The sequence below is a fragment of the Pseudomonas sp. B21-051 genome (assembly GCF_024748795.1).
Taxonomy (GTDB): domain Bacteria; phylum Pseudomonadota; class Gammaproteobacteria; order Pseudomonadales; family Pseudomonadaceae; genus Aquipseudomonas; species Aquipseudomonas putida_A.
In genome coordinates this window covers 838,818-863,673 of the sequence record NZ_CP087166.1, presented here as the reverse complement: position 1 = coordinate 863,673, position 24,856 = coordinate 838,818, and the positions used below count along the sequence as shown (strand labels likewise).

At 60.9% G+C, this 24,856-nt stretch carries 21 protein-coding genes; 6 read left to right on the top strand and 15 right to left on the bottom strand.

Annotated elements, in window-relative coordinates; translation table 11 throughout:
- Window positions 1-125 precede the first annotated feature (125 nt).
- The 5 genes from LOY52_RS03695 to LOY52_RS03675 all read right to left on the bottom strand — a co-directional run bounded on the left by LOY52_RS03695 (window position 126) and on the right by LOY52_RS03675 (window position 8,432).
- Window positions 126-2,084, bottom strand: coding sequence for a DUF1302 domain-containing protein (locus LOY52_RS03695; protein ID WP_258678241.1), 1,959 nt, complete (start codon window positions 2,082-2,084; stop codon window positions 126-128).
- A gap of 43 nt (window positions 2,085-2,127) precedes the next feature.
- Entirely contained in the window at window positions 2,128-3,417 is a 1,290-nt protein-coding gene (locus tag LOY52_RS03690; RefSeq protein ID WP_258678240.1) for a phospholipase, read from the bottom strand.
- Between the two features lie 229 nt (window positions 3,418-3,646).
- A complete protein-coding gene (locus LOY52_RS03685) occupies window positions 3,647-5,215 on the bottom strand; it encodes an FGGY-family carbohydrate kinase (protein ID WP_258678239.1) in 1,569 nt (522 codons plus the stop codon).
- Between the two features lie 20 nt (window positions 5,216-5,235).
- Complete coding sequence (locus LOY52_RS03680) at window positions 5,236-6,831, bottom strand: glycerol-3-phosphate dehydrogenase/oxidase (RefSeq protein WP_258678238.1); 1,596 nt, start codon at window positions 6,829-6,831, stop codon at window positions 5,236-5,238.
- Window positions 6,832-6,836: 5 nt separating this feature from the next.
- A complete protein-coding gene (locus tag LOY52_RS03675; protein ID WP_258678236.1) occupies window positions 6,837-8,432 on the bottom strand; it encodes an FAD-binding oxidoreductase in 1,596 nt (531 codons plus the stop codon).
- A 211-nt stretch (window positions 8,433-8,643) separates the two neighbouring features.
- Here LOY52_RS03675 and LOY52_RS03670 point away from each other — a divergent pair, with 211 nt between their 5' ends.
- Together LOY52_RS03670 and LOY52_RS03665 are read left to right on the top strand one after the other, a co-directional pair.
- Window positions 8,644-9,660, top strand: a complete 1,017-nt coding sequence (locus LOY52_RS03670) for an AraC family transcriptional regulator (RefSeq protein ID WP_027614133.1) — start codon at window positions 8,644-8,646, stop codon at window positions 9,658-9,660.
- A 517-nt stretch (window positions 9,661-10,177) separates the two neighbouring features.
- Window positions 10,178-10,543, top strand: a complete 366-nt coding sequence (locus tag LOY52_RS03665; RefSeq protein ID WP_258678233.1) for a DUF6124 family protein — start codon at window positions 10,178-10,180, stop codon at window positions 10,541-10,543.
- Window positions 10,544-10,603: 60 nt separating this feature from the next.
- On the opposite strand, the gene LOY52_RS03660 is transcribed toward LOY52_RS03665, so the two are convergent.
- From LOY52_RS03660 to LOY52_RS03635, 6 genes are all read right to left on the bottom strand, one after another.
- A complete protein-coding gene (locus tag LOY52_RS03660; protein WP_258678231.1) occupies window positions 10,604-10,972 on the bottom strand; it encodes a VOC family protein in 369 nt (122 codons plus the stop codon).
- A 151-nt stretch (window positions 10,973-11,123) separates the two neighbouring features.
- A complete protein-coding gene (locus tag LOY52_RS03655) occupies window positions 11,124-12,581 on the bottom strand; it encodes an amidohydrolase family protein (protein WP_258678229.1) in 1,458 nt (485 codons plus the stop codon).
- A gap of 25 nt (window positions 12,582-12,606) precedes the next feature.
- Window positions 12,607-13,245, bottom strand: coding sequence for a YdcF family protein (locus tag LOY52_RS03650; RefSeq protein WP_258678228.1), 639 nt, complete (start codon window positions 13,243-13,245; stop codon window positions 12,607-12,609).
- Between the two features lie 421 nt (window positions 13,246-13,666).
- Window positions 13,667-14,560: an NAD-dependent epimerase/dehydratase family protein gene (locus LOY52_RS03645; RefSeq protein ID WP_258678226.1), complete on the bottom strand. Its 894-nt coding sequence runs from the start codon at window positions 14,558-14,560 to the stop codon at window positions 13,667-13,669.
- 103 nt (window positions 14,561-14,663) lie between these two features.
- Window positions 14,664-15,575 (bottom strand): LysR family transcriptional regulator, encoded by a 912-nt coding sequence (locus tag LOY52_RS03640; protein ID WP_123587338.1) that lies wholly within the window; start codon window positions 15,573-15,575, stop codon window positions 14,664-14,666.
- A gap of 172 nt (window positions 15,576-15,747) precedes the next feature.
- Window positions 15,748-16,338: an NAD(P)H-dependent oxidoreductase gene (locus LOY52_RS03635; RefSeq protein ID WP_258678224.1), complete on the bottom strand. Its 591-nt coding sequence runs from the start codon at window positions 16,336-16,338 to the stop codon at window positions 15,748-15,750.
- Between the two features lie 182 nt (window positions 16,339-16,520).
- Here LOY52_RS03635 and LOY52_RS03630 point away from each other — a divergent pair, with 182 nt between their 5' ends.
- Window positions 16,521-16,835 carry a putative quinol monooxygenase gene (locus LOY52_RS03630; protein ID WP_258678223.1) on the top strand — a complete coding sequence of 105 codons (315 nt, stop codon included), beginning with the start codon at window positions 16,521-16,523 and terminating at the stop codon, window positions 16,833-16,835.
- Here the strand turns inward: LOY52_RS03630 and LOY52_RS03625 are convergent.
- Window positions 16,825-17,589 (bottom strand): sulfite exporter TauE/SafE family protein, encoded by a 765-nt coding sequence (locus LOY52_RS03625; RefSeq protein ID WP_258678220.1) that lies wholly within the window; start codon window positions 17,587-17,589, stop codon window positions 16,825-16,827. The genes LOY52_RS03630 and LOY52_RS03625 overlap by 11 nt on opposite strands.
- Before the next feature lie 232 nt (window positions 17,590-17,821).
- Between LOY52_RS03625 and LOY52_RS03620 the strand changes: the two genes are divergently transcribed.
- The 3 genes from LOY52_RS03620 to LOY52_RS03610 all read left to right on the top strand — a co-directional run bounded on the left by LOY52_RS03620 (window position 17,822) and on the right by LOY52_RS03610 (window position 19,944).
- Entirely contained in the window at window positions 17,822-18,703 is an 882-nt protein-coding gene (locus LOY52_RS03620; protein ID WP_258678218.1) for a LysR substrate-binding domain-containing protein, read from the top strand.
- 55 nt (window positions 18,704-18,758) lie between these two features.
- Complete coding sequence (locus LOY52_RS03615) at window positions 18,759-19,334, top strand: NAD(P)H-dependent oxidoreductase (RefSeq protein ID WP_258678216.1); 576 nt, start codon at window positions 18,759-18,761, stop codon at window positions 19,332-19,334.
- Between the two features lie 199 nt (window positions 19,335-19,533).
- Window positions 19,534-19,944: a MerR family transcriptional regulator gene (locus LOY52_RS03610; protein ID WP_202370255.1), complete on the top strand. Its 411-nt coding sequence runs from the start codon at window positions 19,534-19,536 to the stop codon at window positions 19,942-19,944.
- A gap of 69 nt (window positions 19,945-20,013) precedes the next feature.
- Here the strand turns inward: LOY52_RS03610 and LOY52_RS03605 are convergent, their stop codons facing one another.
- From LOY52_RS03605 to LOY52_RS03595, 3 genes are read right to left on the bottom strand one after another with little or no spacing between them, the layout of a single operon-like run.
- Complete coding sequence (locus LOY52_RS03605) at window positions 20,014-22,629, bottom strand: RND family transporter (RefSeq protein WP_258678214.1); 2,616 nt, start codon at window positions 22,627-22,629, stop codon at window positions 20,014-20,016.
- A 33-nt stretch (window positions 22,630-22,662) separates the two neighbouring features.
- Window positions 22,663-23,499, bottom strand: a complete 837-nt coding sequence (locus LOY52_RS03600; protein ID WP_093442334.1) for an outer membrane lipoprotein-sorting protein — start codon at window positions 23,497-23,499, stop codon at window positions 22,663-22,665.
- A 57-nt stretch (window positions 23,500-23,556) separates the two neighbouring features.
- Window positions 23,557-24,855, bottom strand: coding sequence for a DUF1302 family protein (locus LOY52_RS03595; RefSeq protein WP_408980418.1), 1,299 nt, complete (start codon window positions 24,853-24,855; stop codon window positions 23,557-23,559).
- Window position 24,856 lies beyond the last annotated feature (1 nt).

The following is a 24,856-nucleotide window of genomic DNA, read 5'->3' as shown; positions in this document are numbered from 1 at the left end:
TGGGAGCGAGCCTGCTCGCGAAAGCGGTGTATCAGTCGACATCAATGTTGAAGATGCCTGCCTCTTCGCGAGCAGGCTCGCTCCCACAGGGGGGATGAGGTGTTGCTGAAATCTCGTGTAGTCCCTTAAAGGAAATACTTGAGGTTGAACCCGACGTTGTCGCGGTCGCGAATCCCGTTGTTCTGCCCGCCGCCCCAGAAGTTGGTGTACTGCACCTCGGCTTCGAGCTTGTTCTGGTAGTTGGCCTTGATCCCCAGGGTGTAGGCCTTGCGCCCGTCGATGGTGTTGCCGGCCTGATAGCTGTTGCCCTTGAAGTCGTCCTTGTAGACGACGTAAGGCGAGACGTTGACCCCGGCGTACACATCGTTCCAGGTGCCGTTGAACATCACCGTGTAGCTGTAGGAGTTGCGGTTGACCTGATCGTCACGATCACCGCCGGACACATAAGAGGTGTTGCCGGTACCGGCGTAATAACGCGTGCTGCCGTCGTAGGCGGTGTACTGCAGGCTGCTGCCGCGCAGGTGTTCGGAGGCCAGTTCGAAGATGCCGAACATCGAGTCGAACGACAGCGTCGGGCCGAAGTTGTAGATGCTGCCCAGCGAGGTGTTGAACGCCTCGACGCGCTCGGCGTTGTTGATCTCGCTGTCGAGGGTGACCATCTGCCCGCCGACGTTGACGGGCTTGCCGGTCACCGCCACAGCGGCGCCGTTGGCCAGGTCGCCGATCAGGTCGTTGGTCGCGGCGATACCGATCGGCAGGTTCGGTCGATAGGCGATCTCGCCGAACACCGAGGCCTGACCCAAAGTCGTGTTGAAGCTGAAACCGTACATGCGGATGTCTTCGGCATAACGCCGATGCGCCTGAATGTTGCCCATCACATCGGCCGTCGCCAGACCGTTGGCCAGCGCCCCGGCCTGACTGCCGGCGACACCGGCGAGCATGTTGGTCAGGGCATTCATGTCGATGCCTTTGTAGCCACCGAGGTCAGCGGCAATGGTCGGTTCCTTGGCGTGGTAATTGACCAGGTACAGGCCGAACTCGGTGCTGTTGAGTTGCTCGGCGATGTAGCGGAAAGCGAAGCCGAACTGGTCATCGTTGCGTGCGTTGTAGTCCTTGCCGATCGACGCCACTTTCAGCGTGTTGCCGTAGGCCGGCGTCACACCGTTGGCGTAGAGGCCGGTGCTTTTCAGCGCCGGGCCGAGCAACGGGTTGTTGCCCAATGCGCTGTACAGGCCGATGACGTTGCCAAAGCCGGGTACCGGGGTATCGAGCGCAGTGCCGCTGAAGTTGTTGTAACCGGTGTTGCCGCCATCGGCGAACAGGTCGGTCTGCGAGTAGAACGTGCCAACCGGGTCGATGCGGGTTTCCTTCCAGTTGGTCTGGTAGAAGCTCTCCAGGGTCAGCGAATCGCTGAGGCCAATGTTGAAGCTCACGGCCTCCACCGGCATCAGCACTTCCTTGACCTCGGCCCCCGGCAAACGGTATTTCGCCGCGTCCACCGGGTTGGTGGTGTTGACGCCGCCGCGATAGAAAATCCCCTCGCCCCAGTTGAACACCTGACGCCCGACCCGTGCGGTCACCGGCATCTGCGCCACGTCCCAGTTACCGTAGACATAGGCGTCGAGCATCTCGATCCGGCTGCCGGCGATGTCGCGGGTCTGGCTGGTGAAACGGTCGTCCTGCGGATAGCTCTGGCTCGGCTGCGACGGATTGTTGTTACGGTAGTAATCGTTGCGCTTGTCCATCAACTGGGTGTCGTAGAACGCCGTGCCGCGCAGGAACATCCCGTAGTTCTGATAGTTGGCCTCCAGCTCCGAAGTGATCTTGTACACCTCGGAAACCAGCCCGGTGTCGAAGTTGCGATTGCCGTCGTTGGTGTTGACGTCATCGTTGTTCTTGTCGCGGCCCTGCACCCGCCACAAACGGCCATAGGACAGGGTCGTGTCGATCGAGCCGGTGACTTGATTGTCCAGCACGCTGAACTCGGCCGCCTGCAGCGCATCCACCGCGCAGAGTTGCAGCAGCCCTGCCAGGCCGACACCGGGAAGTGCCACGCCGGTGAGGCGCAATCGAGTGTTGATCATGGGTTCCTCCTTGTTCTTATTGTTTTTTGCGTGGCCGCGATGGCTACGGTGCCAGCCCCGCGCGGACATAAATCCGGCTATGCGCGCCGAAATGCCCGAGCAGTTTGAACAGCTGCTGATTGAGTGCCGGATGCTCGAACGTCTCGCGCTGCAACTGGTTGCCGCTGCTGAAATCGCTGGTCACCGGGGCCGTCTCCAGCCACTGGCCGATGGCTTCATCGAACGCCGCCGAGTCCTCGACCGACTCGGCGCTGACCACGTCGCGCAAGTAGTCCACCGAGTACGGCGGATACTGTTGGTCTTGAACGACATCGGCGTAGGCCGCGAGCATCGGATGCGCCTGACCGGTGCGCAGCACGCGGCGCAGCCAGGTCGATTGATACTTCTCGATTTCCATGTGGCGGGTGGCGACGCGCTCGATCGAGGCTTTTTTATCATCGGCAAAACCGGCCAGCGCCTTGCCTTCCAGCAGCAACAGACTCGGCAGTTCTACGCCGGGCAGCGGCTTGGCGTGATACGGCTGGGTCAGGTCCTGCACGTGGTGCACGCCCCAACCGAGGAACCGGTAACCCCAGTAAGAATGGCCACTGGCGAACGCCAGTCGCGCCAGGCCGAGGTACTGATAGGCGCGCCAATCCGGCCAACTGCGCTGAAGAAATCCGGCAGCGGCATACACCACCGCGCTTTCATGGAAGAAGCCCATGTGGAACGGCGCCTGCGAGCTGTACTGAAAACGCGCATCGCCAAACGGCTGCGGGCCAAAGCCGTACAGCGCGCCGACCTCGCCGGGGTTGTCGCTGAACAGGTTGATGTCGTGGCCATAATCCGGCTCGTCGGCGGCACTTGCCAGCACCGCCAGCGGCGCGACTTTCTCGCCGTCCGCCACACGAATGAAACGCTGGCGATTCCATGGCGAAAGCGTCTGCTCGACCATCACCTGATCGGCACTGAGATGTTCGCGTTCGGGCAGGTCTTGACCCGGCAGCGGCTGAATGACCATCGCCAGATGAATGCGCGGATTGAGCCGCAACGCCGTGAGAAAATCGTGGCGCAGATTGTCGCTCGGTACGGCGGGCAACTTCAGATTGTCGGGGCGCGGCGGGTACTGGGTGAAGTGTTCACGGGCGAAGCTTTCCTGTTGCTCCAGCAGCGCGACCACGGCCGGATACTGCTCGGCGAGAAAACGCTCCAGCGGCTCGACCTCGACCGGCGGCGCATCGCGCAGCGCCGGCAGTTCCTGCAACGCCAGATAGCTGCCCACCGTGTGGTTCGACCAGCCCCACGCCGTCGGGGCCATTGCACAAAGCAGCAACAGGAGAAAGGTCAGCTTCATTGCTTTTAATTCTTATTGGAGGTGCTGTGGGGGTTGAGCCTAACAACCGCCCCCGGCGCTGACACTGTCCGATCTCACCAGAAAAGTTCTCCGATAGCGCCATATGCGAATCACCACGCGCCCCTGTAGGAGCTGCCGAAGGCTGCGATCTTTTGACTTTGATTTTGTAAAAACAAGATCAAAAGATCGCAGCCTTCGGCAGCTCCTACAGGGGATTGGTGGTGTTTTTTCAGGCGGGGTAACCGGTGATTTTGCGGATGCTCTGGTACAGCGGCTTGAGCTGGCGATACATGCGCAGGTACACCTCGTTGTACAAACGCTCATAGACCTGCTGTGCCTCGGGCTGCGGGGTGAATACCGTCCCGACGCGGGTCATCGCGGCGATTGCCGTGGGGAAATCCGCATACAAGCCCAACCCAACCGCACAACAGATCGCCGCGCCCAGCCCGGACGCTTCGTACACATGCGGGCGCTCCGCCGGCAGGCCAAAAATATTCGCCGTCAGCTGCATCGCCGCATCACTTTGCGAACCGCCACCGGCCACCCGCAGACGCTTGACCGACACCTTCGAACGCCTCTCGATGTTCTCGAGGCCCTGTCGCAACGCATACGCCAGCCCTTCCAGAATCGCCCGGTAAATATGCGCGCGGGTGTGCACGTCGCCGAAGCCGATCATCGCGCCTTTGGCTTCGACACCCGGCTCACGAATCCCCGGCGACCAATACGGTTGCAGCATCAGCCCCATCGATCCCGGCGGCACCGCGTTGACCAGCGCATCGAACAGTTGCTCGGGTTCAATGCCCTGCTCTTTTGCCTGCTGCATCTCGCGCAGGCCGAACTCGTTCTTGAACCAGCTGACCATCCAGTAACCGCGATAAATCATCACCTCGCAGTTGTACTGATCCGGCACCGCCGAGGGGTACGGCGGGATCAGCGGGACGATTTCCAGATAGCGCGAGCGAGTGCTGGTGATCGTCGCCGTGGTGCCGTAGGACAGGCACACAGTGCTCGCATCGACCACGCCGGCACCGAGCACTTCGCAGGCCTTGTCAGCGCCCGCCGCAATCAGCGGCAAGCCCTCGGGAATCCCCGTGTGACGGCTAGCTTCGGCGCTGATGTAGCCGAGGGTTTCGCCGGGTTTGTGCAAGGTCGGCAATTGCTCGGGACGCACCGCCAGCGCCTGCCATTTCCAGTCACTGGGCGCGGCCCATTTCAGGCGTTTGAAGTCGAACGGCAGATAGCCGACGCAGCAACCCACCGAGTCGACAAAGCGCCCACACAAACGATGGGTGAGAAACCCCGAGAGCAGCAAAAACTTGTCGGTCGCTGCCCAGATTTCCGGTTGATGTCGGGCGATCCAGTTGGCCTCGGCCTGAGCACGAAAATAATCCACGGTGGCCTGCGCGCCGACCAGTTTGAACAGCCAGCCCCACAGTCCCTTGATCCCGCCCTCGACGTCGCTCTGGCGCTGATCGAGCCACAGAATGGCCGGGCGCAGCGGCTTGCCCTGAGCATCGACGTTGATCACCGTGCCGCGCTGAGTGGTCAGCGACACCCCGGCAATCTGCGAGCGATCAATCCCGGTTTGCGCCCATACCTGCTGGCAAGCCTCGCCGAGTTTCGCCCAGTAATAGTCCGGGTCCTGCTCAGCCCAGCCCGGTTGCGTCGAGTAGTAGGCCTGCAACTCGACCTTGCCTTTACCGAGCAGATTGCCCTGCAAATCGAAAAGCAATGCGCGCACGCTCTGGGTGCCGTTGTCGATCGCCAGCAGGTAGCGCTTGTTCGAGTGGTTATCCATGGCGCTCTCTTCAAGGGGCATCAAGGCGTGGCATCCGGCAGACCGTGATGGCGTTGCCACAACGCCCGGTAACGCTGCAGCTCTTGCTGCCAGTGTGCATCGTCCCAACCCAGGCGGGGCTGGCAGAGTTGGCGGATGGCGGCGAAATGCGCTTCGCCACCGCGCGCCAGCAACAGACCCAGTCGGGTGCGGCGCAGCAACAGATCATCGAGGTGCAGCACCATTTCCGCCTCACAGGCGAAGGCCAGTTCGGCCCACAAGGTGTCGGTGTTGCCGACTGTTTCGTGGCCCAACTCGGCGATCAACTGCGCCAGTCGCGGCAGGTCGCGACCGTGGCGTCCGGCCAGACGTCGCCACTGTTGCGGGCTGAGTCCGGGGATCGGCAGTGGCGCTACGGCGGCAAAAACGGCGGCGCCATCATCTTCGAAAGAGCGACCGAGCATGTCGGCACAGGCCTTGAGCACTTCGACGGCTTGCGGGCGAAACGTCGTCAGTTTGCCGCCGGCTAACGTGACGCACCCCGGCTCCTGCCACAGCACATGTTCACGGGTTTCATTCGACGGCTTGCCTTGCTGTTCACCCGCCGCACTGCCGACCACCGGACGTACGCCGGACCAGGTCGACAGCACATCGCTCGCCGTCACTTCGGCACCTGGAAATTGTTGCGTGCAAGCCGCCAGCAGATAGTCGAGTTCGTCGGCGCTGATGCTCGCGCTCTGATCCAGATTCTCGCGATGATCGAGGTCGGTGGTGCCAACCACCGTCGCCCCTTCCCAGGGAAAAACGAACACTGGCCGACGGTCGCGCTCATGCAAAAAAGTGAAGGCCTGCGCCACCGGCAAACGCCAGCCCGGCAGCAGCAGATGACTGCCGCGCAATGGCCGTAGTTGTCGCGGTGCCTCGGGCAAACGCAAACGCTCAGCCCACGCGCCCGTCGCCACCGCCAGCACGCCGCAACGCAATTGCAGCGATCCACCCGCTTCGCAATCTTCGACCTGAACCCCGCACACCCGCCCGTCTTCGCGCAGCAAGTGTTCGACGCGCACCCCGTTAAGCACCACTGCGCCATCGGCCCGCGCTTCGCTTAACACGCGCATCACCAGCCGCGCGTCATCGGTCAGCGCATCGACAAAACAGGTACCGCCGAGCAGGTGATTTTCCTTCACCCCCGGCGCGAGAAAACGCAGTTGCTGCGCGTCATGAAAACGATGGCTGCGGCGTCCGGCCAACGCGTCGTAAACCGACAACAAGCCACCGAGCACACGCGGCCCGGGAAAGCCGCCGCGATAGTGCGGCATCATGAAACTCATCGGTTCCACCAGTCCCGGCGCTTCGTCGAGCAGACGCTGACGCTCGCGCACCGAATCGCGGGTCAGGCGCCACTGGCCCTTGGCGATGTAACGCAAACCGCCGTGAACCATTTTCGACGATCGGCTAGAGGTGCCCCAAGCGAAATCCCGTTGCTCCAGCAGCAGACAACGCCAGCCACGCCGTGCCGCTTCGCGCAGAATTCCAGCACCGCTGATGCCGCCGCCAATCACGATCAGATCCCAGCTTGCGTCGGCTAATGTCGGCAAGGTTTGCTGGCGCCACGCGGCGTTCCAGTCCGGGGGCATGATCGTCACTCCTGCATCAGCGTGCCGGGGTTGAGGCGCCCGGCCGGATCGAAGTGCCTGCTCAGCGCCTGCAAGGTATCCATCGCCAGCGCGCCTTTTTCGCGCGGCAGGTACGGCGCGTGATCCTTGCCGACCCCATGCTGGTGGCTGATGGTGCCGTTGTTGTCGACGATGGTCTGGCTGGCCGCGTGCTTGAGCACCTGCCAGCGCGCCAGCGTCGCCGGATAATCCGCCGCCGGGCGAAAAACGTAAGTGGTGTAGATGCTCGAACCTTCGCCGTAGACGTGGGACAGATGGGTGAACACATGCACCCGTTCACCCTGCGCCGCCAAGGCATCGCGCAGGCTGTTTTCGATCAGGTTGAGCAGATTATCGACGTTGCTCCAGTCGGTGGCGGTTTCCAGGGTGTCGACGACGTAGCCGGCGTTCCACAGGTTCTCGCGCAGGTAGGGGAAACGGAAGCGGTTCTGCGCCCACTTCTTGCCGAGCAAGGTGCCGGTAAACACGCCGCCGAAAGCTTTCAGATGCTGCCGCGCCTGGCTCAGCGACAGCGCGTTTTGCCGACGGTTGCCGGTCACGCCGAAGGTCAGCAGGCACTTGCCTTCACCGGCGCCGCGCAGGTTCAGGTACTTCTCCAGCCAGGAGATCTGCTGCGGATGCCCGGCCAGCGCCAGTTGGGTTTCGGTCTCCACCGCGTTCGACAAACGCAGCATCGACAACGGCACTCGCGCCTGGGCCAATTGGCGGATCGCTTGCAGCGCCTTGCTCCAACTGGGCAGGAACACTCCGTAAAAACGCTCATCGGCGGGCAGCGGACTGACCCGAACTTTGACCTCGGAAATGATCCCGAAACGGCCCTCGCAACCGAGCACCACTTCGCGCAGATCAGGCCCCGCCGCCGAGGCAGGGAAGGTCGGAGTTTCCAACGGCCCGGCAAAGGTTTCCAGGGTGCCGCCAGCGAACAATTGCTCGATGCGCCCGTAGCGCAACGACTGCTGACCGCTGGAGCGACTGGCGACCCATCCGCCCAGCGTCGACAGCTCCCACGACTGCGGGAAATGCCCCAGCGTGTAGCCGCGAGCGCGCAGCTGACTTTCCACCTGCGGGCCACTGGCGCCGGGGCCGAACGTCGCCAATTGGCTCTGCTCGTCGAGGTCGATCAGACGATTCATCCGCGCCAGCGACACAGTCACCACCGGTCGCGGCGAATCCGGCGGGTTGATGTGCCCGGCTACCGAAGTGCCGCCGCCGTAGGGAATCAGGCACAGGTCCTGCTCATGGGCGAGCGCCAGCAACTGGCGGACCTGCTCGGCAGTCTCGGGAAACGCCACCGCATCGGGATAGATGCCCAGCGCGCCTTCGCGCAACGCCAGCCAGTCCGGCAGGCTCTGGCCCCGGGCGTGCAGCAGACGATCATGGGCATCAACGCTGTACAAGGTGTGCGCCGCCAGCCGTGAGACCGGCACCCGTGTCAATGCCGACTCCAGCGTGGCATCGGGCAACACGTGCCCGGCTCCCAGTCGTTCATGGAGAAAAGTCGCGCCCTGGGCCGGCAGTTCGACCACCGTTGTTGCCTCTCCCCAGCCGTTCCAGCGTCGCATGCGTGTGTCCTTCTTCTGCAGTCTGATCAGTGATGTGGCAGGCCTCCATACTAGTCAGCGGCCGCAAAGTGTCACGGTCGCATCCGGCCAGTTCGAGTAGCCAATTGAGTCAAACGTCGCGCAAGTGCCAGCCATTTACTTTAGTCGGGGTTTCAAATTACCTTTCAGGCATTCATTCGCTCACGCAGGCCTTGATCAAGGGATTCGGATCATGCAATCGCTCGGCTTCACCTCGGTTCCGCCGCTGCTCAAATACGTGCGCCATGCCGAGCAACTGGGCATGGCCATCGAGCCGGCGTTGGCGGCAGCCGGATTGCAGGCGCAGCAACTGAGCGACAACAGCCTGCGCCTGCCGGGCGAAACCCATGAGCGCCTGCTCGATTATTTTTGCGAGCACTCGGGCGATCCGCTGTTTGGTCTCAACGCGGCAAACTTCGTCCTGCCCAATTCCTGGAGCGTGCTCGGTTACATCACCATGAACTGCGCGACCCTGGGCGATGCGATGAGCCGGATCATGCCGTTCGAAAAACTGGTGGGCGACATGGGCGTCAGCCGTGCCGAAGTGCAGGACGGTCACGTGCACCTGATCTGGACTTGCCGCTACGAGCGTCCGCGAATCCGCCGGCATCTGGTGGAAAACGTTCTTGGCTCGTGGCTGCAATACGCGCGCTGGATCGCCGACACACAGATGTCGCCCGCCGCCGTATGGTTGGAACACCCCTGCCCGCCAGACGCCACCCAGGCGCAGTACGAAGCGTTTTTCGATTGCCCGGTGCTGTTCGAGCAGGCGTATTCGGCGCTGATCGTGCCACTGGCGTATCTGCAATTACCGCTGCGCCAGGCCGATGCGCAATTGCTGCGTACGCTGGAAGAACACGCGATGGGCTTGATGGCGACGCTGGAGGATGCATCGCTGGAGCAGCGGGTCAAAAGCATCCTGCGTCAGTTGCTCAAGGAAGGCTTGCCGCGCAAGGAACAGGTGGCCGAGCAGCTCGCGGTGTCGGTGCGCACGTTGCAACGCCAGTTGCATCAGGCGGGGACGTCGTATCAGCAGATTCTCGATGATTTGCGTCAGGAACTGGCGGAGCATTATTTGCTCAACAGCACGTTGCCGATTCAGGACATTGCGCAGTATCTGGGGTTTACCGAGCCGAGGTCGTTTCATCGTACGTTCAAGAGCCGGCGCGGGATGCCGCCGGGGGAGTTTCGGCAGATGCATCGGGGGTGATGCTGCCGGCCTCTTCGCGAGCAGGCTCGCTCCCACAGTGGATCTTCAGTGGATGCAGATTCTGTGTACGACATAAATCCCCTGTGGGAGCGAGCCTGCTCGCGAAGGCGCCAGTTGCCATACCTCAATCCGACAGACAATTCCTCAATTTCAGCAGCCGGATAAACCCACTGCAGTCCCCGTGTTTAAAGACACTCAGTGTTACGCCCTACTGCCTACAAATCCTTGCGCCGCTGCCTACGGCTACGCCAGAATCCGCCGGCTTGTGCGCCCTGGAGGCCGTCGGTAACTTGAGTCCGTCACTGATTTCCAGTGATCGGGTTTAGTAGCCCGTGGTAATTCTGCTGGTCGTACATTCATCACAGGTGCTCTCGTACCTGAGCTTGATGGTGGCTGTACGTAGGGCGCTTCGGCGCGCCGGCTTAAGCTGAGTTCCCCGGTCTACTAACCTGCGTACAGCTGCCACCCTTTCGTTTAGTAGCAAAGGGGCTGGCGCTCAATGACGGGAACACAGCCTATGTTCAAAGTTACGCCAAACCCACCGGACACCGGTCCGGCCTCCCCCTACGAATCCCCCGATTCAAGGAAATTCCACGAAGCCGCCGAGCGCGCCCTCGACCACTACCTCGGCCCACCGACGCCCGCGATCATGGCCACCCCGTACCAGCCCAATCGTCTCTACATGGCCAACCCGGCCAGCGGCACCGAACCGTTGCTGGCCGACGCCAGCGAAACCCTGGGCTCGGCCACCGTGATGCTCAACGACTTTGCCGGCCTGCTTGAAGGCTCACACCGCAAGACCCTGCAAGGCATCGCGCAGGTGGTGATGGTGGCGGAAATCGCCGTCAATCGCGTACTGGATAAATTAGTGCCGACCGAATAACGAAAAAGCCCGCAGCCAGACCTTAGTGGTTTAGCCGCGGGCTTTTTTGTATGGCTCGACTCAGGCACTGATCGCGTTGGTAAACACCAACCGATTACCAAACGGGTCAGCAATGGTCATGTCCTGACTGCCCCACGGCATCGCCTGAATCTGTGGGTGCGAGAACTTGTAATCCTTGGCTTGCAACTGCTGCTGAAAAGCCTCCAGTTCGTCGGTCTCGATACGCAACGCCGAACCCGGGGTCGCATCGCCATGATGCTCGGACAGGTGCAACACGCACTCGCCACGGGACACCTGCAGATACAGCGGGAAGTTCGCTTCGAAACGATGCTGCCAGTCGATCTTGAAGCCGAGGAAGTCGACGTAAAATTCCAACGCCTTGGCTTCATCGAAGATCCGCAGGATCGGGGTGGTTTTGCCGAAGCTCATGGGGTGCTCCCTGACTGGTTGGCCCAAGAGTTTAGCTGGGCTGGATGTCAGCAATTCGGCTTGGTTTCGACATTCTTTAATCTCAGAGTGCCACTATGAGACACAGATCAAAGATCGCAGCCTTCGGCAGCTCCTACAAGGGGCCTGGCAATCAATGAAACCCTTCGCGCAAATCCCCGTTCCGCGCCAGAAATCGTCCTTCCCGACGACCGTTCGCCTGTCCGTCGCGATAACTCAACACGCCATTGACCCACACCCCGTCAATCCCCTGCGCTGGCCGCTGCGGATCATGGAAATCCGCCACATCTCGCACCGTCAAAGGATCGAACAGCACCAGATCCGCCCAATAGCCTTCACGAATCTCGCCGCGCCCTTTCAAGCCAAAACGCGCCGCCGACAGGCCGGTCATCTTGTGCACGGCGGTGTGCAGCGGAAACAGCCCGACATCACGACTGAAATGTCCGAGCACTCGTGGGAAAGCGCCCCACAGGCGTGGGTGCGGGAACGGGTCTTCCGGCAGTCCGTCAGACCCGACCATCGACAATGGATGCGCGAGGATTTTTCGTACATCGGCCTCGTCCATGCCGTAGTACACCGCGCCCGCCGGTTGCAGGCGTTTGGCCGCTTCGAGCAGTGGCACCTTCCATTCGGCGGCGATGTCGATCAGGTCTCGGCCGCTGACTTCAGGATGCGGCGTCGACCAGGTGATGGTGGTGCGGTGAGCATCGGTGACTTGCTTCAGATCCAGCGTCGAAGAACTCGCCGCGTAGGGATAGCAATCGCAGCCCACGTGCTGGGTTTTCGCCGCTGCTTCCAGCGATGCGAGCAACTGCGGACTACGCCCCCAGTTGCCGACGCCGGCGCATTTGAGGTGGGAGATGATCACCGGGGATCGCGCGTGACGGCCGATGCTGAACGCTTCCTCCATCGCCTCCAGCACCGGCTCGAACTCACTGCGCAGGTGGGTGGTGTACACCGCGCCGAATGCCGTCAGTTCTTCGGTCAGTTGCTTCACTTCGTCGGTGGAGGCGTTAAAGGCGCTGGCGTAGGCCAAGCCTGTGGATAAACCGAGCGCGCCAGACTCAAGGCTTTCACGCAACTGCTCGCGCATGGCGGTGATTTCGTCAGGCGTGGCGGTGCGGAACAGGTCGTCGAGGTGATTGCTGCGCAGCGCGGTGTGGCCGACCAGTGCGGCGACGTTCAACGTGGTATTCGCCGCTTCGACGGCGGCGCGGTAATCGCTGAAACGTGGATAGACGAACGCCGCTGCGCTGCCGAGCAGGTTCATCGGGTCCGGCGGATTGCCTTTCAAACTGACCGGCGAGGCGCTGATCCCACAGTTGCCGACGATCACCGTGGTTACGCCCTGGCTGAGTTTGGGCAGCATCTGCGGCTGGCGAATGACCACGGTGTCGTCGTGGGTGTGCACGTCGATGAAACCCGGGGCGAGCACGCGGCCGGCGGCGTCGATTTCCTCCGTGGCGCGAGCATCGTGCAGGTCGCCGATGCGCTCGATGCGCCCGTTGAGAATCGCCACATCGGCACGGTAGCCGGGCGTGTTGTTGCCATCGATAACGGTGGCGTTGCGGATCAGCGTGTCGTACTGCATGTCTGTCTCCCGGCGGGAGTCAGCGTCAACTCCTGCCCTTGATCAAATGGTGATCGAAGCCTTGCTCCACCAGATACCGCCAGGCCACCTGAACCTCTTCGGGGATGACCTGCTCGACCTGAAAACCCAACGCAGGGTAAACCATGATGCGATGTACATCGCCGACCATTTCGTTGATCAGGCCCAAGACCCCGATCAGGTTGCTGACGTCATCGGGAAAACCGAACGACGGCGCATCCACAAAGGCTTCCAGTCCGGGCCACTGCACGGGCAGGGTCAACGCCACGCGCCGGATCGAATTGGGTTTGGTCAGAAAGGTCGCACGGCGTACGTCGGGAAACATCGCCCGGGCAAACGCAATGTTTTCGGCAAAATTGGTCGCGCGGGTTTCCAGGGTGAACTGCTGCGCCGTCACCCCTTGCGCCAAGGCGCGTTGGGCAAAAATATCGGCTTCGGTGCGTTCCCACAAATGTCTGGTCCAGTTGCCGGTATTGCCGGTGAACAACAAGTGAGGCGCCACACCGTCTTTCAACAGTTGGCAAGCGTAATCGCAGACCCGCAGGTCGTAAGAGCCGCAGACCACGATCAGTTCACAAGGGCTGTGTTGGCGCCCCGCACCGAGGAATTTCCAGAGCACGCTGGCGTGCTGCAACGTCAATGTCATGACCGGGCAAACCTCTGGTCGAGTCGTCACCAATGCAATACACAGTGCGCCGCTGCCGACCGCCGACTGCACGCCGCTGACGGAGTCCTGAAACGAGCCTCACGCCTGCAAAACGTTGTGGGCGACATTCATAGCAGCCGCCTTCGTTGCACCGGGGTAGCAGCCTAGTCGGTAATTTCCCGAGCACCCGGCGAAGTCCTCGCTAAAAATCAAATTCCACTGGCAGCCGCTGTGTTTATGGGGGGTAACGGGACAAAAAAACGGACGATGACGGCGTGCCATTCAACTTTTGTGTTGTTTGATCCAGCGCTTTCGCGAGCAGGCTCGCTCCCACAGGTTGATCGCATTGCTTCAGTCAGAATACGTTCTATTTGTGGGAGCGAGCCTGCTCGCGAAGGGCTTGATGCGGTGCAGCGTGAACTCACACCATCTCGTTACGAATCCAGTCCACCACCGACGTACGCTTCGGTACCCAGCCCAGCAGTTCACGAGCATGTTTGCCGCGTACGCGGCTGTTGGAGCCGAGGCCGTAGTTGGCCATTTCGTAGCCCCACTCGGCTTCGGCATCTTGCAGCGGCCAGTCTTGTGGCTCGCCGAGATTCAGCGCTTCGGCCATGGCAGTGGTCATGTCGATGAACGAGGCTTCGCCGCTTTCGACGAAGTAGAAGGTGCCCGGGACGTTTTTGCTCAGCGCCAGCAGGTACAGGGCGACGACGTCTTCGATGTGCACGTTGGACCAGATGTTCTGACCAGTGCCGACGTGGCGCACCACACCGCTTTTGCGCGCTTGCTTGAGCAGACGCGGCAACTGCACGCTGTCGCGATTGACGCCCAGGCTGTGGCCGTAGATCAGCGTGTTGCAGATCACTGCCGAGTTCACCCCGTCCTGTGCGGCGGCGAGGATCAGGTTGTCGATCGCCACGCGGGCCGCCTTGTCGACGGTGGGTTCCGGCAGGTTGTCTTCGTAGTAGATGACGTCGCTGGACTTGCCGCCCGAGGCATCGCCGACGATGCTCGAACCGCTGGTGTGCAGGAACACTTTGTTCGAACCGCGCAGGGCATCGAGCAACGCTTCGACCGCGCCGCGATGGTCGCTGCTGGCGGCGTTGATCACCGCATCGGCGGCGCGGGCCTGTTCAGCCAGCAATGTGCTGTCTTCGAGGGTGCCGATCACCGGGGTGATGCCCAGTGCTTTCAGTTCTTCAGCCTGTTCGGCGCTGCGCACCAGGCCCGTGACACGGTGCCCGGCCTGGACCAGGCCGGTGGCGATCGAGCCGCCGATAAAACCGGCGGCGCCGGTGATGAATACGTTCATGGAGAAACTCCCTGCGTGAATAAGTGATGCAGCGAGTATCGACCGGTCACCCCGATGGAAAAACCCGCCCTCGCCCAAATCAATGTTGCGCAGGGGTCACGAATCAGCCCTTGAAATCCGCACTGGCGTACGCCGCGAGTTTGCTCTGGATGAAATCGAGGAAGCACTGAATGCGCAGCGCCAGTTGCGAGTTCCGGTAGTACACCGCGTTGATCGGCTGGCGATAACCGCTGTTGAATTCCGCCAGCAGCACCTTGAGGCGCCCGGCGCGGATGTCGTCGATGGTCATGAAGTGCGAGAGGCAGGCAATGCCCTGGCCTTCCAGCGCCAGATGGCGCACGGTCTCACCGCTGGAGGCACTGATCGCCGGGGTGATTGGCCAACGGTCGCCATGTACGTAGCGCAGCGGCCACTGGTTGAGGCCTTCGTTGTGGGTGAAGCCGAGCAGGGTGTGGTCACTCAAGTCGGCGACCTGCTGCGGCGCGCCGTGCTGCTCCAGATACGCCGGACTGGCGACGATCAGCAGCGGACTGCAACCCAGTGAGCGCGCATGCAAGGTCGAATCGGCAAGGGTGCCGATGCGGATGGCGACGTCGGTGCTTTGTTCCAGCAGGTCAATGATCAGGTCATTGCTGTTGAGTTCGAGCTGGATGTCCGGGTACAGGCCACGGAATTCGTCGATGTACGGCACGATGGCGTGCAGCATGAAGGGCGACGCGGCGTTGATCCGCAGGCGTCCGGACGGGGTTTGCTGGCGTGAGGACAGTCGCTCTTCAAGCGCATCCATCTGATCGAGAATCAGCTTGGCCTGCTCGAAGAAATACTTGCCCTCCTCGGTCAGGTCCATGCGCCGCGTGGTGCGGTTGATCAGCGTGGTGTCGAGCTTGGCTTCCAGCCGCGACAGTGTGCGGCTGACCGCCGAGGGGGTCTGGCCGACCTGCTCGGCAGCGGCGGAAATCGAACCGCACTCGATCACGCAGACGAAAATCTGCAACTCATCGGATCTGGCTTTCACGGAAATTCTCTATCGAATGCGTATTCATTGTGGCGAGGGAGCTTGCTCCCGCTGGAGTGCGAAGCGCTCCCCTGCGGTTCAGGTAAAAGCGAGGGCCGCTGCGCAGCCCAGCGGGAGCAAGCTCCCTCGCCACAGGATCAGGCCAAGCCATTCGATAGTAGCCTGAAATCCATCAAGCCTTGAGAGCAAACACCTGTTTCAGATGCGACTCATACCGCGCCACATCATTCTCGATGTTCGGCCGCTTCATCACGTCCACACAGAGAAACGTCGGCAGCCCGCTCATGCCCAAAAACTCGTTGGCCTTGTGGAACGGGAAGTACACCGCATCCACACCCTTGGCTTCAAAGAAATCGCTCGGGTCGTCAAACGCCTGCTGCGGTGCGTTCCAGGTCAGCGACAGCATGTATTGCTTGCCCTGAATCAGACCACCGCTGCCGTACTTCTGCGACGCATCGGAACGGGTGCGACCATCGCTGGCATAGAGGCTGCCATGGCCTTCGGTGAAGACTTCGTCGAGGTACTTTTTCACGGTCCACGGCGCGCCCATCCACCAGCCCGGCATCTGATAAATGATCACGTCGGCCCAGAGGAATTTCGCCACTTCTTCAGCGACGTCGTAGCCCTCGTCGATGAACGTGGTTTTGACATCCAGACCGCCGCGATCCAGCACGCTCAGCGCGGTTTCGTGCAGAGTGGCGTTGTAACGACCGTCGGAGTGAGCGAATTTCTTGCCACCATTGAGCAACAACACTTTTTTCATCAGAACGCCTCGCGCAGCCAGTGGGCTGGAGAAAGATGGGAAAACGAATGGCGGCAGGTTAACCATCCCTCTCGCGCGGAATAAGCCGCGTCGGCGCAAAATACATTTGATCAAAAAGCACGAATCGAATGCCGATTGTTGCAATAGCATTCTCGGCCATCTGCATTTGAGGAGTTGTTTTGATGAGTGAACGCCACGGTTTCATCCTGCACGCCAAGACCCGCCCGGAAAAAGCCGAGGCCTTTGAAGCGCTGTTTCGCGCCTACGTCGAGCCGAGCCGCGCCGAGCCCGGCTGCATCGAGTACCACATGCTGCGCGACAAGGAAGACCCGACGCTGTTCATCTTCTACGAGATCTGGGAAAGCCAGGCGCATCTGGACGTGCACTCGAATCTGCCGCACATGCGCGAGTTTTTCGACAACCGCATGACGTACCTGGAGCGCGATTTCGATATCCGTCGGATCGACATGCTCAGCGCCTCGTCGGCTAACCGCTGATCAGCAGATGGGCGCCGAGTGCGCCCAGTCCGATAAAGAACACCCGCTTGAACAGCACGGCACTGATGCGCTGACGCAGCCATTGGCCGAACCACATGCCCAGCATCGCCGGGATCAGCACCAGCAGCGACGCACTTAATTCGCCACTGCCCAGTGCGCCGCGCCAGAACAAACCTGCGGCCAGCGCCAGGGTCGAAACGGTGAACGACAGGCCCAGCGCCTGCACCAGCTCATTGCGCTGCAAACCCAGCGCCTGCAGGTACGGCACCGCCGGAATCACGAACACGCCGGTGGCCGAAGTGATGACCCCGGTGATCAATCCGCACAGCGGACCGAGCCACGGCTCATGCCGAGGATTGACCTGCAGCGTCGGCAGCAGCAATCCGCTCAATGCATACAGCAGCAACGCCGCGCCCAGCCCACGCACCACCCAATGCCCGCCTGCCATGCCGATCGACAACGTGCCGACGGCGGTGCCGAGGAAGATCATCAGCAACAGCGGCCACAGGCGTTTAATCAGCCCTTCCAAATGGCCACCGAACGCCAATTGCCAGACGTTGGTCAGCGTCGCCGGAATGATCAGCAACGCGGCTGCCTGTGACGGTGCCATAGCCAGGCCCAGCAAGCCCATGGCGACAGTGGGCAGGCCGAGGCCGATTACGCCTTTGACCAGCCCGGCCATTATGAAAGTGACGATGACCAGCAAGGACAAGGCCAGACCAAGGTTTTGATAGAAATCGGCGAGTGCGTTCATGGCGCTACTGTGCGCCTTGGCGAGTGCACTGAAAATCTGCCATATACTGAGGCTGCCTCTGCCTATGCAAGAGGCTGAATGCTTGATTGAGACTTCTGGCCTCATCGCTGGCAAGCCAGCTCCCACAGGTTTCAGCATGGATCACAGGATTTGTGCACGACACAAATCCTGTGGGAGCTGGCTTGCCAGCGATAGGGCCATCCCGGACACCAGAAAAACCAGAGGCTGCCTGATGCACTTCGACCTCACCGACCTGCGCCTCTACCTGCACATCCTCGACACCGGCAACATCACCGCCGGCGCCGCACGCAGCCATCTTTCGCTGGCCGCCGCCAGCGCCCGCATCCGCGCCATGGAAGCCTCGCTGGGCACCGAGCTCCTGCAACGCGGCCGCCGTGGCGTGAGCCCGACGCCGGCCGGCAAGGCTCTGGCGCAACACGCGCGCATTCTCCTGCAACAGGCCGAACGCATGCAGCAGGATATGGCCGAATACGCCCAGGGCGTCAAAGGTCAGGTGCGGCTGTTGTGCAACACCACGGCGATCACTGAATACCTGCCGGAGGTGCTAGCGGACTTTTTGCGCGAGCATCCCAACCTCGACATCGATCTGCAGGAATTGCCCAGCGCGCGCATCACCCACGCCTTGCGCCAGGGCGCGGCGGACCTGGGGATCGTTTCCGATGCGGTCGACACCCACGGTCTGCAAACCCGGCCCTTTCGCGACGATCCATTGATACTGATCCTGCCTCCTGAACATGCTTTGGCGAGTCAGGCGTCGCTGACGTTTGGTGAAACCCTGGCGCACGACTATGTGGCGCTTGGCAGCCACAGCGCGCTGGCGATTCATCTGGAGGAACAAGCGCTGCACATCGGCCAGCGCATGTCGATCCGGATCCGCGCTGATGGCTTCGAGGGCGTCATGCGCATGGTGGCGCGAGGTGCGGGGCTGGCCATCGTGCCCAAGGTGGCCATCGAGCGCTGGGCCTCGGTGCACTCGATAACGTGCCGGCCGCTGGCCGAAGTCTGGGCGCATCGCACCTTGCGACTGTGCGCACGGGACTTCGACCACCTGCCAGGTTACGCCCGGGCCTTGTTTGATGCGCTGGTGCCTTGACTCTACCGCTAGGGGCAGACTCTATCCTGTGAGCTTCATTTCAGGAGTACACACAATGAGCAAACGAATGCTCGTGATACTGGGCCACCCCTCCACCGACAGCTTTTGCGGGGCATTGAGTGAAACCTACGTTAAGGCCGCCAAGGATGCCGGGCATGATGTGCGGCTGCTGCGACTGGATGCGCTGGAGTTCGACCCGGTCCTGCACGAAGGCTACAACAAGGTGCAGCCACTGGAGCCGGACCTGCTGCAAGCGCAGGCCGATATCACCTGGGCCGAACACCTCACTTTCGTCTATCCGATCTGGTGGGGCGGGATTCCGGCACTGTTGAAAGGCTTCGTGGACCGGATTTTCCTGCCGGGTTTCGCCTTCAAATATCGCGAAGGCAAAGCCTTCCCCGACAAGCTGCTCAAGGGCCGCACCGCGCATTTGCTGGTGACCATGGACACGCCGTACTGGTACTACAAATGGATCTATGGCATGCCGGGGCTGCATCAGATGCGCAAGACCACGCTGGAATTCTGCGGCATCAAGCCACTGAAGACGCTGACTTTCGGGCCGATCCTCGGCTCCAAGCCAAACCAGCGCGATGCCTGGCTGGAACAGGCGCGCGTGACCGCCGCCGTCTAAGGCTTTCCAGCCGCCTCAGCTGACGGCGCACACGCCGCCGTCAGTGCCTCTTCAGGCTCCCTTCACGAGCCCGTCCGTCGCCTGTGCGCGTCATTTACGCGCAGTTGCAATTTTCCGATGGTATTGGACATATAATCGCCGCCGATCCGGCATGACGCCCGATCGCGCTACGCTATGTTTGATCATCGAGACGGACCTTATGTATATCGGCAAAGCCGCCCAGCTGTCGGGCACCACAGTCAAAAGCATTCGCCATTACGAAGAAATCGGCCTGTTGCCCGAGCCCAAGCGTGAAGGCAAATACCGCATCTACAGCCAGCAAAGTGTCGAGGTGTTGACGTTCATCAAGTGCGCCCAGCAACTGGGTTTCAAGCTCAAAGAGCTGCAGGTGATCCTCAACAACTACCGCGGCGACGAATTCCCGTGGGACATGGCACAACGAGCCATAGCCGAAAAAAAAGCCGAACTGGTGACCCAGATCGGCGATTTGCAGCAATTGCATGATGGCCTCGAGGCGTTTGAGAACAATCTCAATGACGCCCGCCAGGAATGTCAGTTCGAGCGCATTGCCCGCTACGGCGAAAAAAACCCGGTCACTACACTGAACTGAAAATCCTGCTGCGCCGCATGAGCGGACTCGCCTGCCGCCTCAGGGTCGGCGCGCCCGCGCGTTGGCGAATCAGCCCGGCACCGGTTCCCCCTCTGTGCGCAGTGCTGGGGCCGGCGCATGCACCGGCGCAATCGCCGCAAAGAACCACGGCGATACCAGCGTCACCAGGACAATGGTCATGACCCCGCTGGAAAACAGCGCCATCGCCACCAGTGCGCCGAGATCGACAATCGGCTTGAAGTCGGAAAACAGCAACGCCATGAAGCCTACGGAGAAGATCACCACGTTGATCACCGTCGAGCGGCCGACGCTGTGCATCGCCTGCAAAATAGCCGCGTCGATCTCAATGCCCTGCTGCACCAGCAACTTGATGCGCGACAGCAGGTGCACCGCATAATCCACCACCCCGACCACCAGGAACGTCACCAGCGTCGTGCCAATGTTCAACTCGATGCCGAACAGGAACATGAAGCCGTAAACCGTCACCGAGGTGGTCAGCAAGGTCAACATGCCCAGCACCCCGAGGCGGACCGATTTGAGCCAGTACATCATCATCAGCGTGACCACCAGCAACGCCAGGGAAAAACTCAGCACCTGACCCTGAGTGATTTCCTGCAGCACCCCGGTCCAGATCAACGGCGTGCCGGCGTGGGTCACCTCCAGATTGGCCGGTTTGTTCACCAGCAGCCAGGCATCGAGGCGGTCGAGCATGCCCTGATAGTCGCTGGCGACCGACGAGGTCATGGTGTACAGGGTCAAGGCCTTGGAAAAGTCGGCATTGAGCACGTTGTTCAGGTCCGAACCACCACCGTTTTCGAACAGCATCACGTGCTGCTCGATCAGCGAATTGCCCGGCACTTCAAAACGTTCGATCTGCCCGTCGTCATTGACTGATGTCACTTTTTCCACGGCATTCGGCACCCGCAGATAATCCGGGTTCATGTCGTTGAGCACCAGGTTCATGCGCTTGACGTACGTGGCCAGCGAGTAGCCGTAACTGACGTTCGGTTGCTGCTTGATGAAGTGGTCGAGCTTGTCGATGAACTGCACCACTTCAGTGGTCAGCACGCCGCGCGGCTCTTTGCTGTCGATCGCGATCCAGCCCGGCGCCGTGCCCGCCACTTTGGCGTGGTTGATGAACTGATCGGACACGCGAATGTGGCTCTCAGGCTTGAAGTAAGCGATGCCGGAGTCTTCGATATCGACGCGGAACGTGAACACGGTGGCCAGCGCCAGCAGCGGCAGCATGACCATCAGGATCGGTTTGCGAAAGCGGATCATCCAGGCACAGAACGCAACCAGATACCGCGAGATGATCGATTCCTTGTGCGCCTCAGCCTTGGCCTGCTGCGGCTGATCCTTGCCCCAGATCGCGATCCACGCCGGAATCAGCAGCAGCGAAATGATCAGCGCCGCGGTCAGACCGATGGACATGAACACACCGAAATTGCGAATGCTGACAATGTTGTTGGTGGTGGAAATCATGAACGTGGCGATGGTCGTCACGGTCGTCAACACCACCGGCACCACCATCAAGCGCTGGGTTTCGCGGTTGGCCTCGCGATTGCTCTTGCCAGCGTTTTTCTGCTCGTAATATTCAGCCATCACATGGATAGCATCCGAGCAACAGATGGTGAACAGGAACACCGGCAGCACACTGGTCAGCAGGTCGAACGGCACCCGCAACAGTGCCATCAGGCCCAAGGTCCAGATGGTGCAAAACAGAATGTTGAACAGCGGCAGCAGCACGCCCAGTGGTTTGCGGAAGAAGAAAATCAGCAGCAAGGTAATCAGCAAAAACACGATCGGGAACAGCACGGCCAGGTCGTGATCGATGATTTCCTGCTGCGCGGCGATAAAGATCGGCATGCCGGCAATGAAGATTTCGTCCTTGTACTCCGGGTGTTCGGCCTGATATTGCGCGACGATGCCGCGCACGATCTGATAAGCCCGCAATTGCGCCTGAGCGTCGTCCTGCTTGGTGCCGAGTTCGGCCACCAGCATCGCGACCTTCTTGTCCCTGGACACCACCCCGTCGACCATCAACTCGTTGCCCATGATCTGCGACTCGACCAGCGCCGGGTCCATGTCATAGGCATTCAGGGTCTTGTGGATCAACAGCTCGCCGTCGTCGGTCAGGACGATGTTTTCCAGGTCGCCCATCGAGGCCATTTCGCGGATCGGATTGATCCGTTCGGCGAGAAAGGTCAGGAACAACTGATCATGGGCATCCCAGTTCTGACTGTGGGCATGATCACGCAATGCCTTGGCGTTGGCGTAATCGTTCTGCGAAAAACCACCCTCGAGAATGTCCCGGGTCAACAACTGTGCACGGCTGTCGTCTGGATGCCGGGCGACGATCTGCACCAACTGCTCCTTGTCGGCATCGTTGGCCAGAATCATCTTGCGCACCGACTGCGACATCGAAAACAGCGCGTTGAGCGTCGATTTGTTGAACACCGTTTGCGGGTTATTCAGCGCCACCATCACCGAGTCGAACGTGCCGGTGAACTCACCCTGCAAATCGATGATGGTCTTGCGCGCCGGGTGGCTTTCCTTGAGCAGGTAAGGGTTGGTGTCGGACACCAGCGCGCCCAGCGTATAAGTGAAATACGCGGTAATCGCCACCAGCAGGAAAACAATCGCCCGCGCATAGCGCTCGACGAAATTCAGATATCTTTCCATGATCATGCGGTTCCAGGTCGTCGGGGTCGGCGCTTAGCGGGCAGACACGGCAAAGTCCGGCAGGTCACCGGTTTTCAGCCCGCGCTTGATGGCGGTCTGGGTGAACAGGCGATCTTCCAGGGAGACGTTGTACTGCAACTGGTTAAAGCGCATTTCCGAACGCGTGCCGTCGATGAAATGCTCGGTTTCACTGAGCACAATGCTGTCGATCGAGTCGATGGTCGCGACTTTCTGCGTACGCATCTGCTTGATCAGCACACCTTTTACGTCGAAAAAGTCCTGACGCATGACCAGGAAATTCTGCTTGTCGATCCACACCTTCAGCTTGTTGTAACCGGTCTTGGCCAGCACCTCCGGGGAGGCCGGTTCGCGCTCGATCACGTAGCAGTCGCGGCCCTTGATCTGTTCCTCGCCAACGAGTTTCTGCGAGTAATCCTTGACGCGGATCTTGTCCAGATCGGCATACGAATACTCACTGCCCATGAACGAGCCGCGCTTGTCAGTGGTGGAGATGCGGCGGGTCTGACGGCTGACTGGCAGGTACATCCACTGGCTGTCTTCCAGGCCGAGGGTTTCGTGCGGGTTTTCAATGTGGAAGGCAACGTCACGCACGTCCGTGGGCGCGGAAAAGTACATGCTGAACTTGTCGCTGTCCGGGTAATCCTTTTGCAGGTAGGTGAACTCGCGGACGCGCGTATTACCTTTCTTGTCATGCAGGATCAGCGAAACCTGGGACATGAAGCTGTTCCCGTCATTGCGATCGCGTACCTGACGGATGATCTCATCGGCATTGCCAGCCTCGGCGGCACTGGCGCAAGCACTGCCGAGGATCAAGGCGGCGGTGGTCAGACTTTTCAAAAACGGCAACATGACAACTTCCTTTTCGTTGGATAAGTGCACCTGCACGAGCGCGGCAGGCGTGATGGGTCAGAACAGATAACCGGCCGACAGCCGCACTTGATCGCGCTTGCTGTACTCGCCGAAAGACCTGTCTGGTTTGCCGAAGAACACATCCACTTCCAGGCCGAGCTTTATGTAGTCGACCGGCTTGTAGGTGAAGATGCCTTGCAGCAATGCGTTGTCCTGAAACGGTGGCGAGGCAGCAGCGACCAGACGACTCTTGAGGCGGTCCTGCCAATGGGTGCCTTCGGCCGACAGGGTGAACAGCGGTTCGCGTTTGTCCTGCAACATGCCGTCCTGCCAGTCGAGCAGCACTTGTTCCTGCCACTGCGCGGAAATCAGCCAGTCGCGCAACAGGTAGTCGACACCCAGCAGCGACTTGACCATGGGCGTGCTGTCGGCGCCGTGGGCACGCGTCGGGTTGGTCACTCGCCAATTGTCGAAATACGCCACCTCGCTGCGCACCACGATGCTGTGTCCGGCGTCGATCGCCAGCCCGGCACCGCCCATGGTGTAACGGGGAAACTGCCGTTCCAGCCGCGTACGGCCGTCATCGGCGAGGCCCTCGACCGCGTACACCGGGTCTTGCTGACGGGCGCTCAAGGCAACAAAACTGGTGTCCACTGCACCGATCCGGCCGTTGGCGCTCAGGCCATAGGCATAGCCCTTGTCGCCGTCATAGCCGGGCTTGGAATCGAGCAGGAAATACTGCGGGTCCGGCGCGGCAAACAGTGGCGCGGCAAATTCACTGCCCTCTGCCGGCGCCTGGTTTTTCACGAAGTCCGTGATCCACAGCGCCTCCAGCTCCCATTCGCCCACCGGTTGCGCAAAGCGCACCATGGGCACGGCGATGCGGCTGTCTTCCAGCAGCGGCGTCAAACCATCGCGATAGTCCAGCGGGTTGATCTGATCGAGCACGCGCAATTCATCCGCGCGGCCCCAGACCACCTGCTGCCAGCCCACCGTCACTTCGCCGTCACCCAGCGAATGGCCGACGTAGAGGTGCCGCCAATCAGCGTCGAAACGGTACTTGTCGCGCGCCCGTTCGCTGTACGGATTGTTGCCGTCATAGCGCGCGTCGTAACGCACGCGTCCCTTGGCCTTGTAGTACCCGCCCTCCCAGTTGTCTTCCAGGCTGGCTTTGAAATACATGGCTTTTTGTGTGATCTGATCATCGCCGTGCAGACGCATGGCCGTGGCCACGCCGACTTCACCGTCGGCGTAATCGGGCTTCAGATCATCAACGGCAAATTCGGCGAATGCGCCGGGCGCAACCATGCACGCCCACATCGCACACACGATGTGACTGTTGTGAAATCGAGGCATC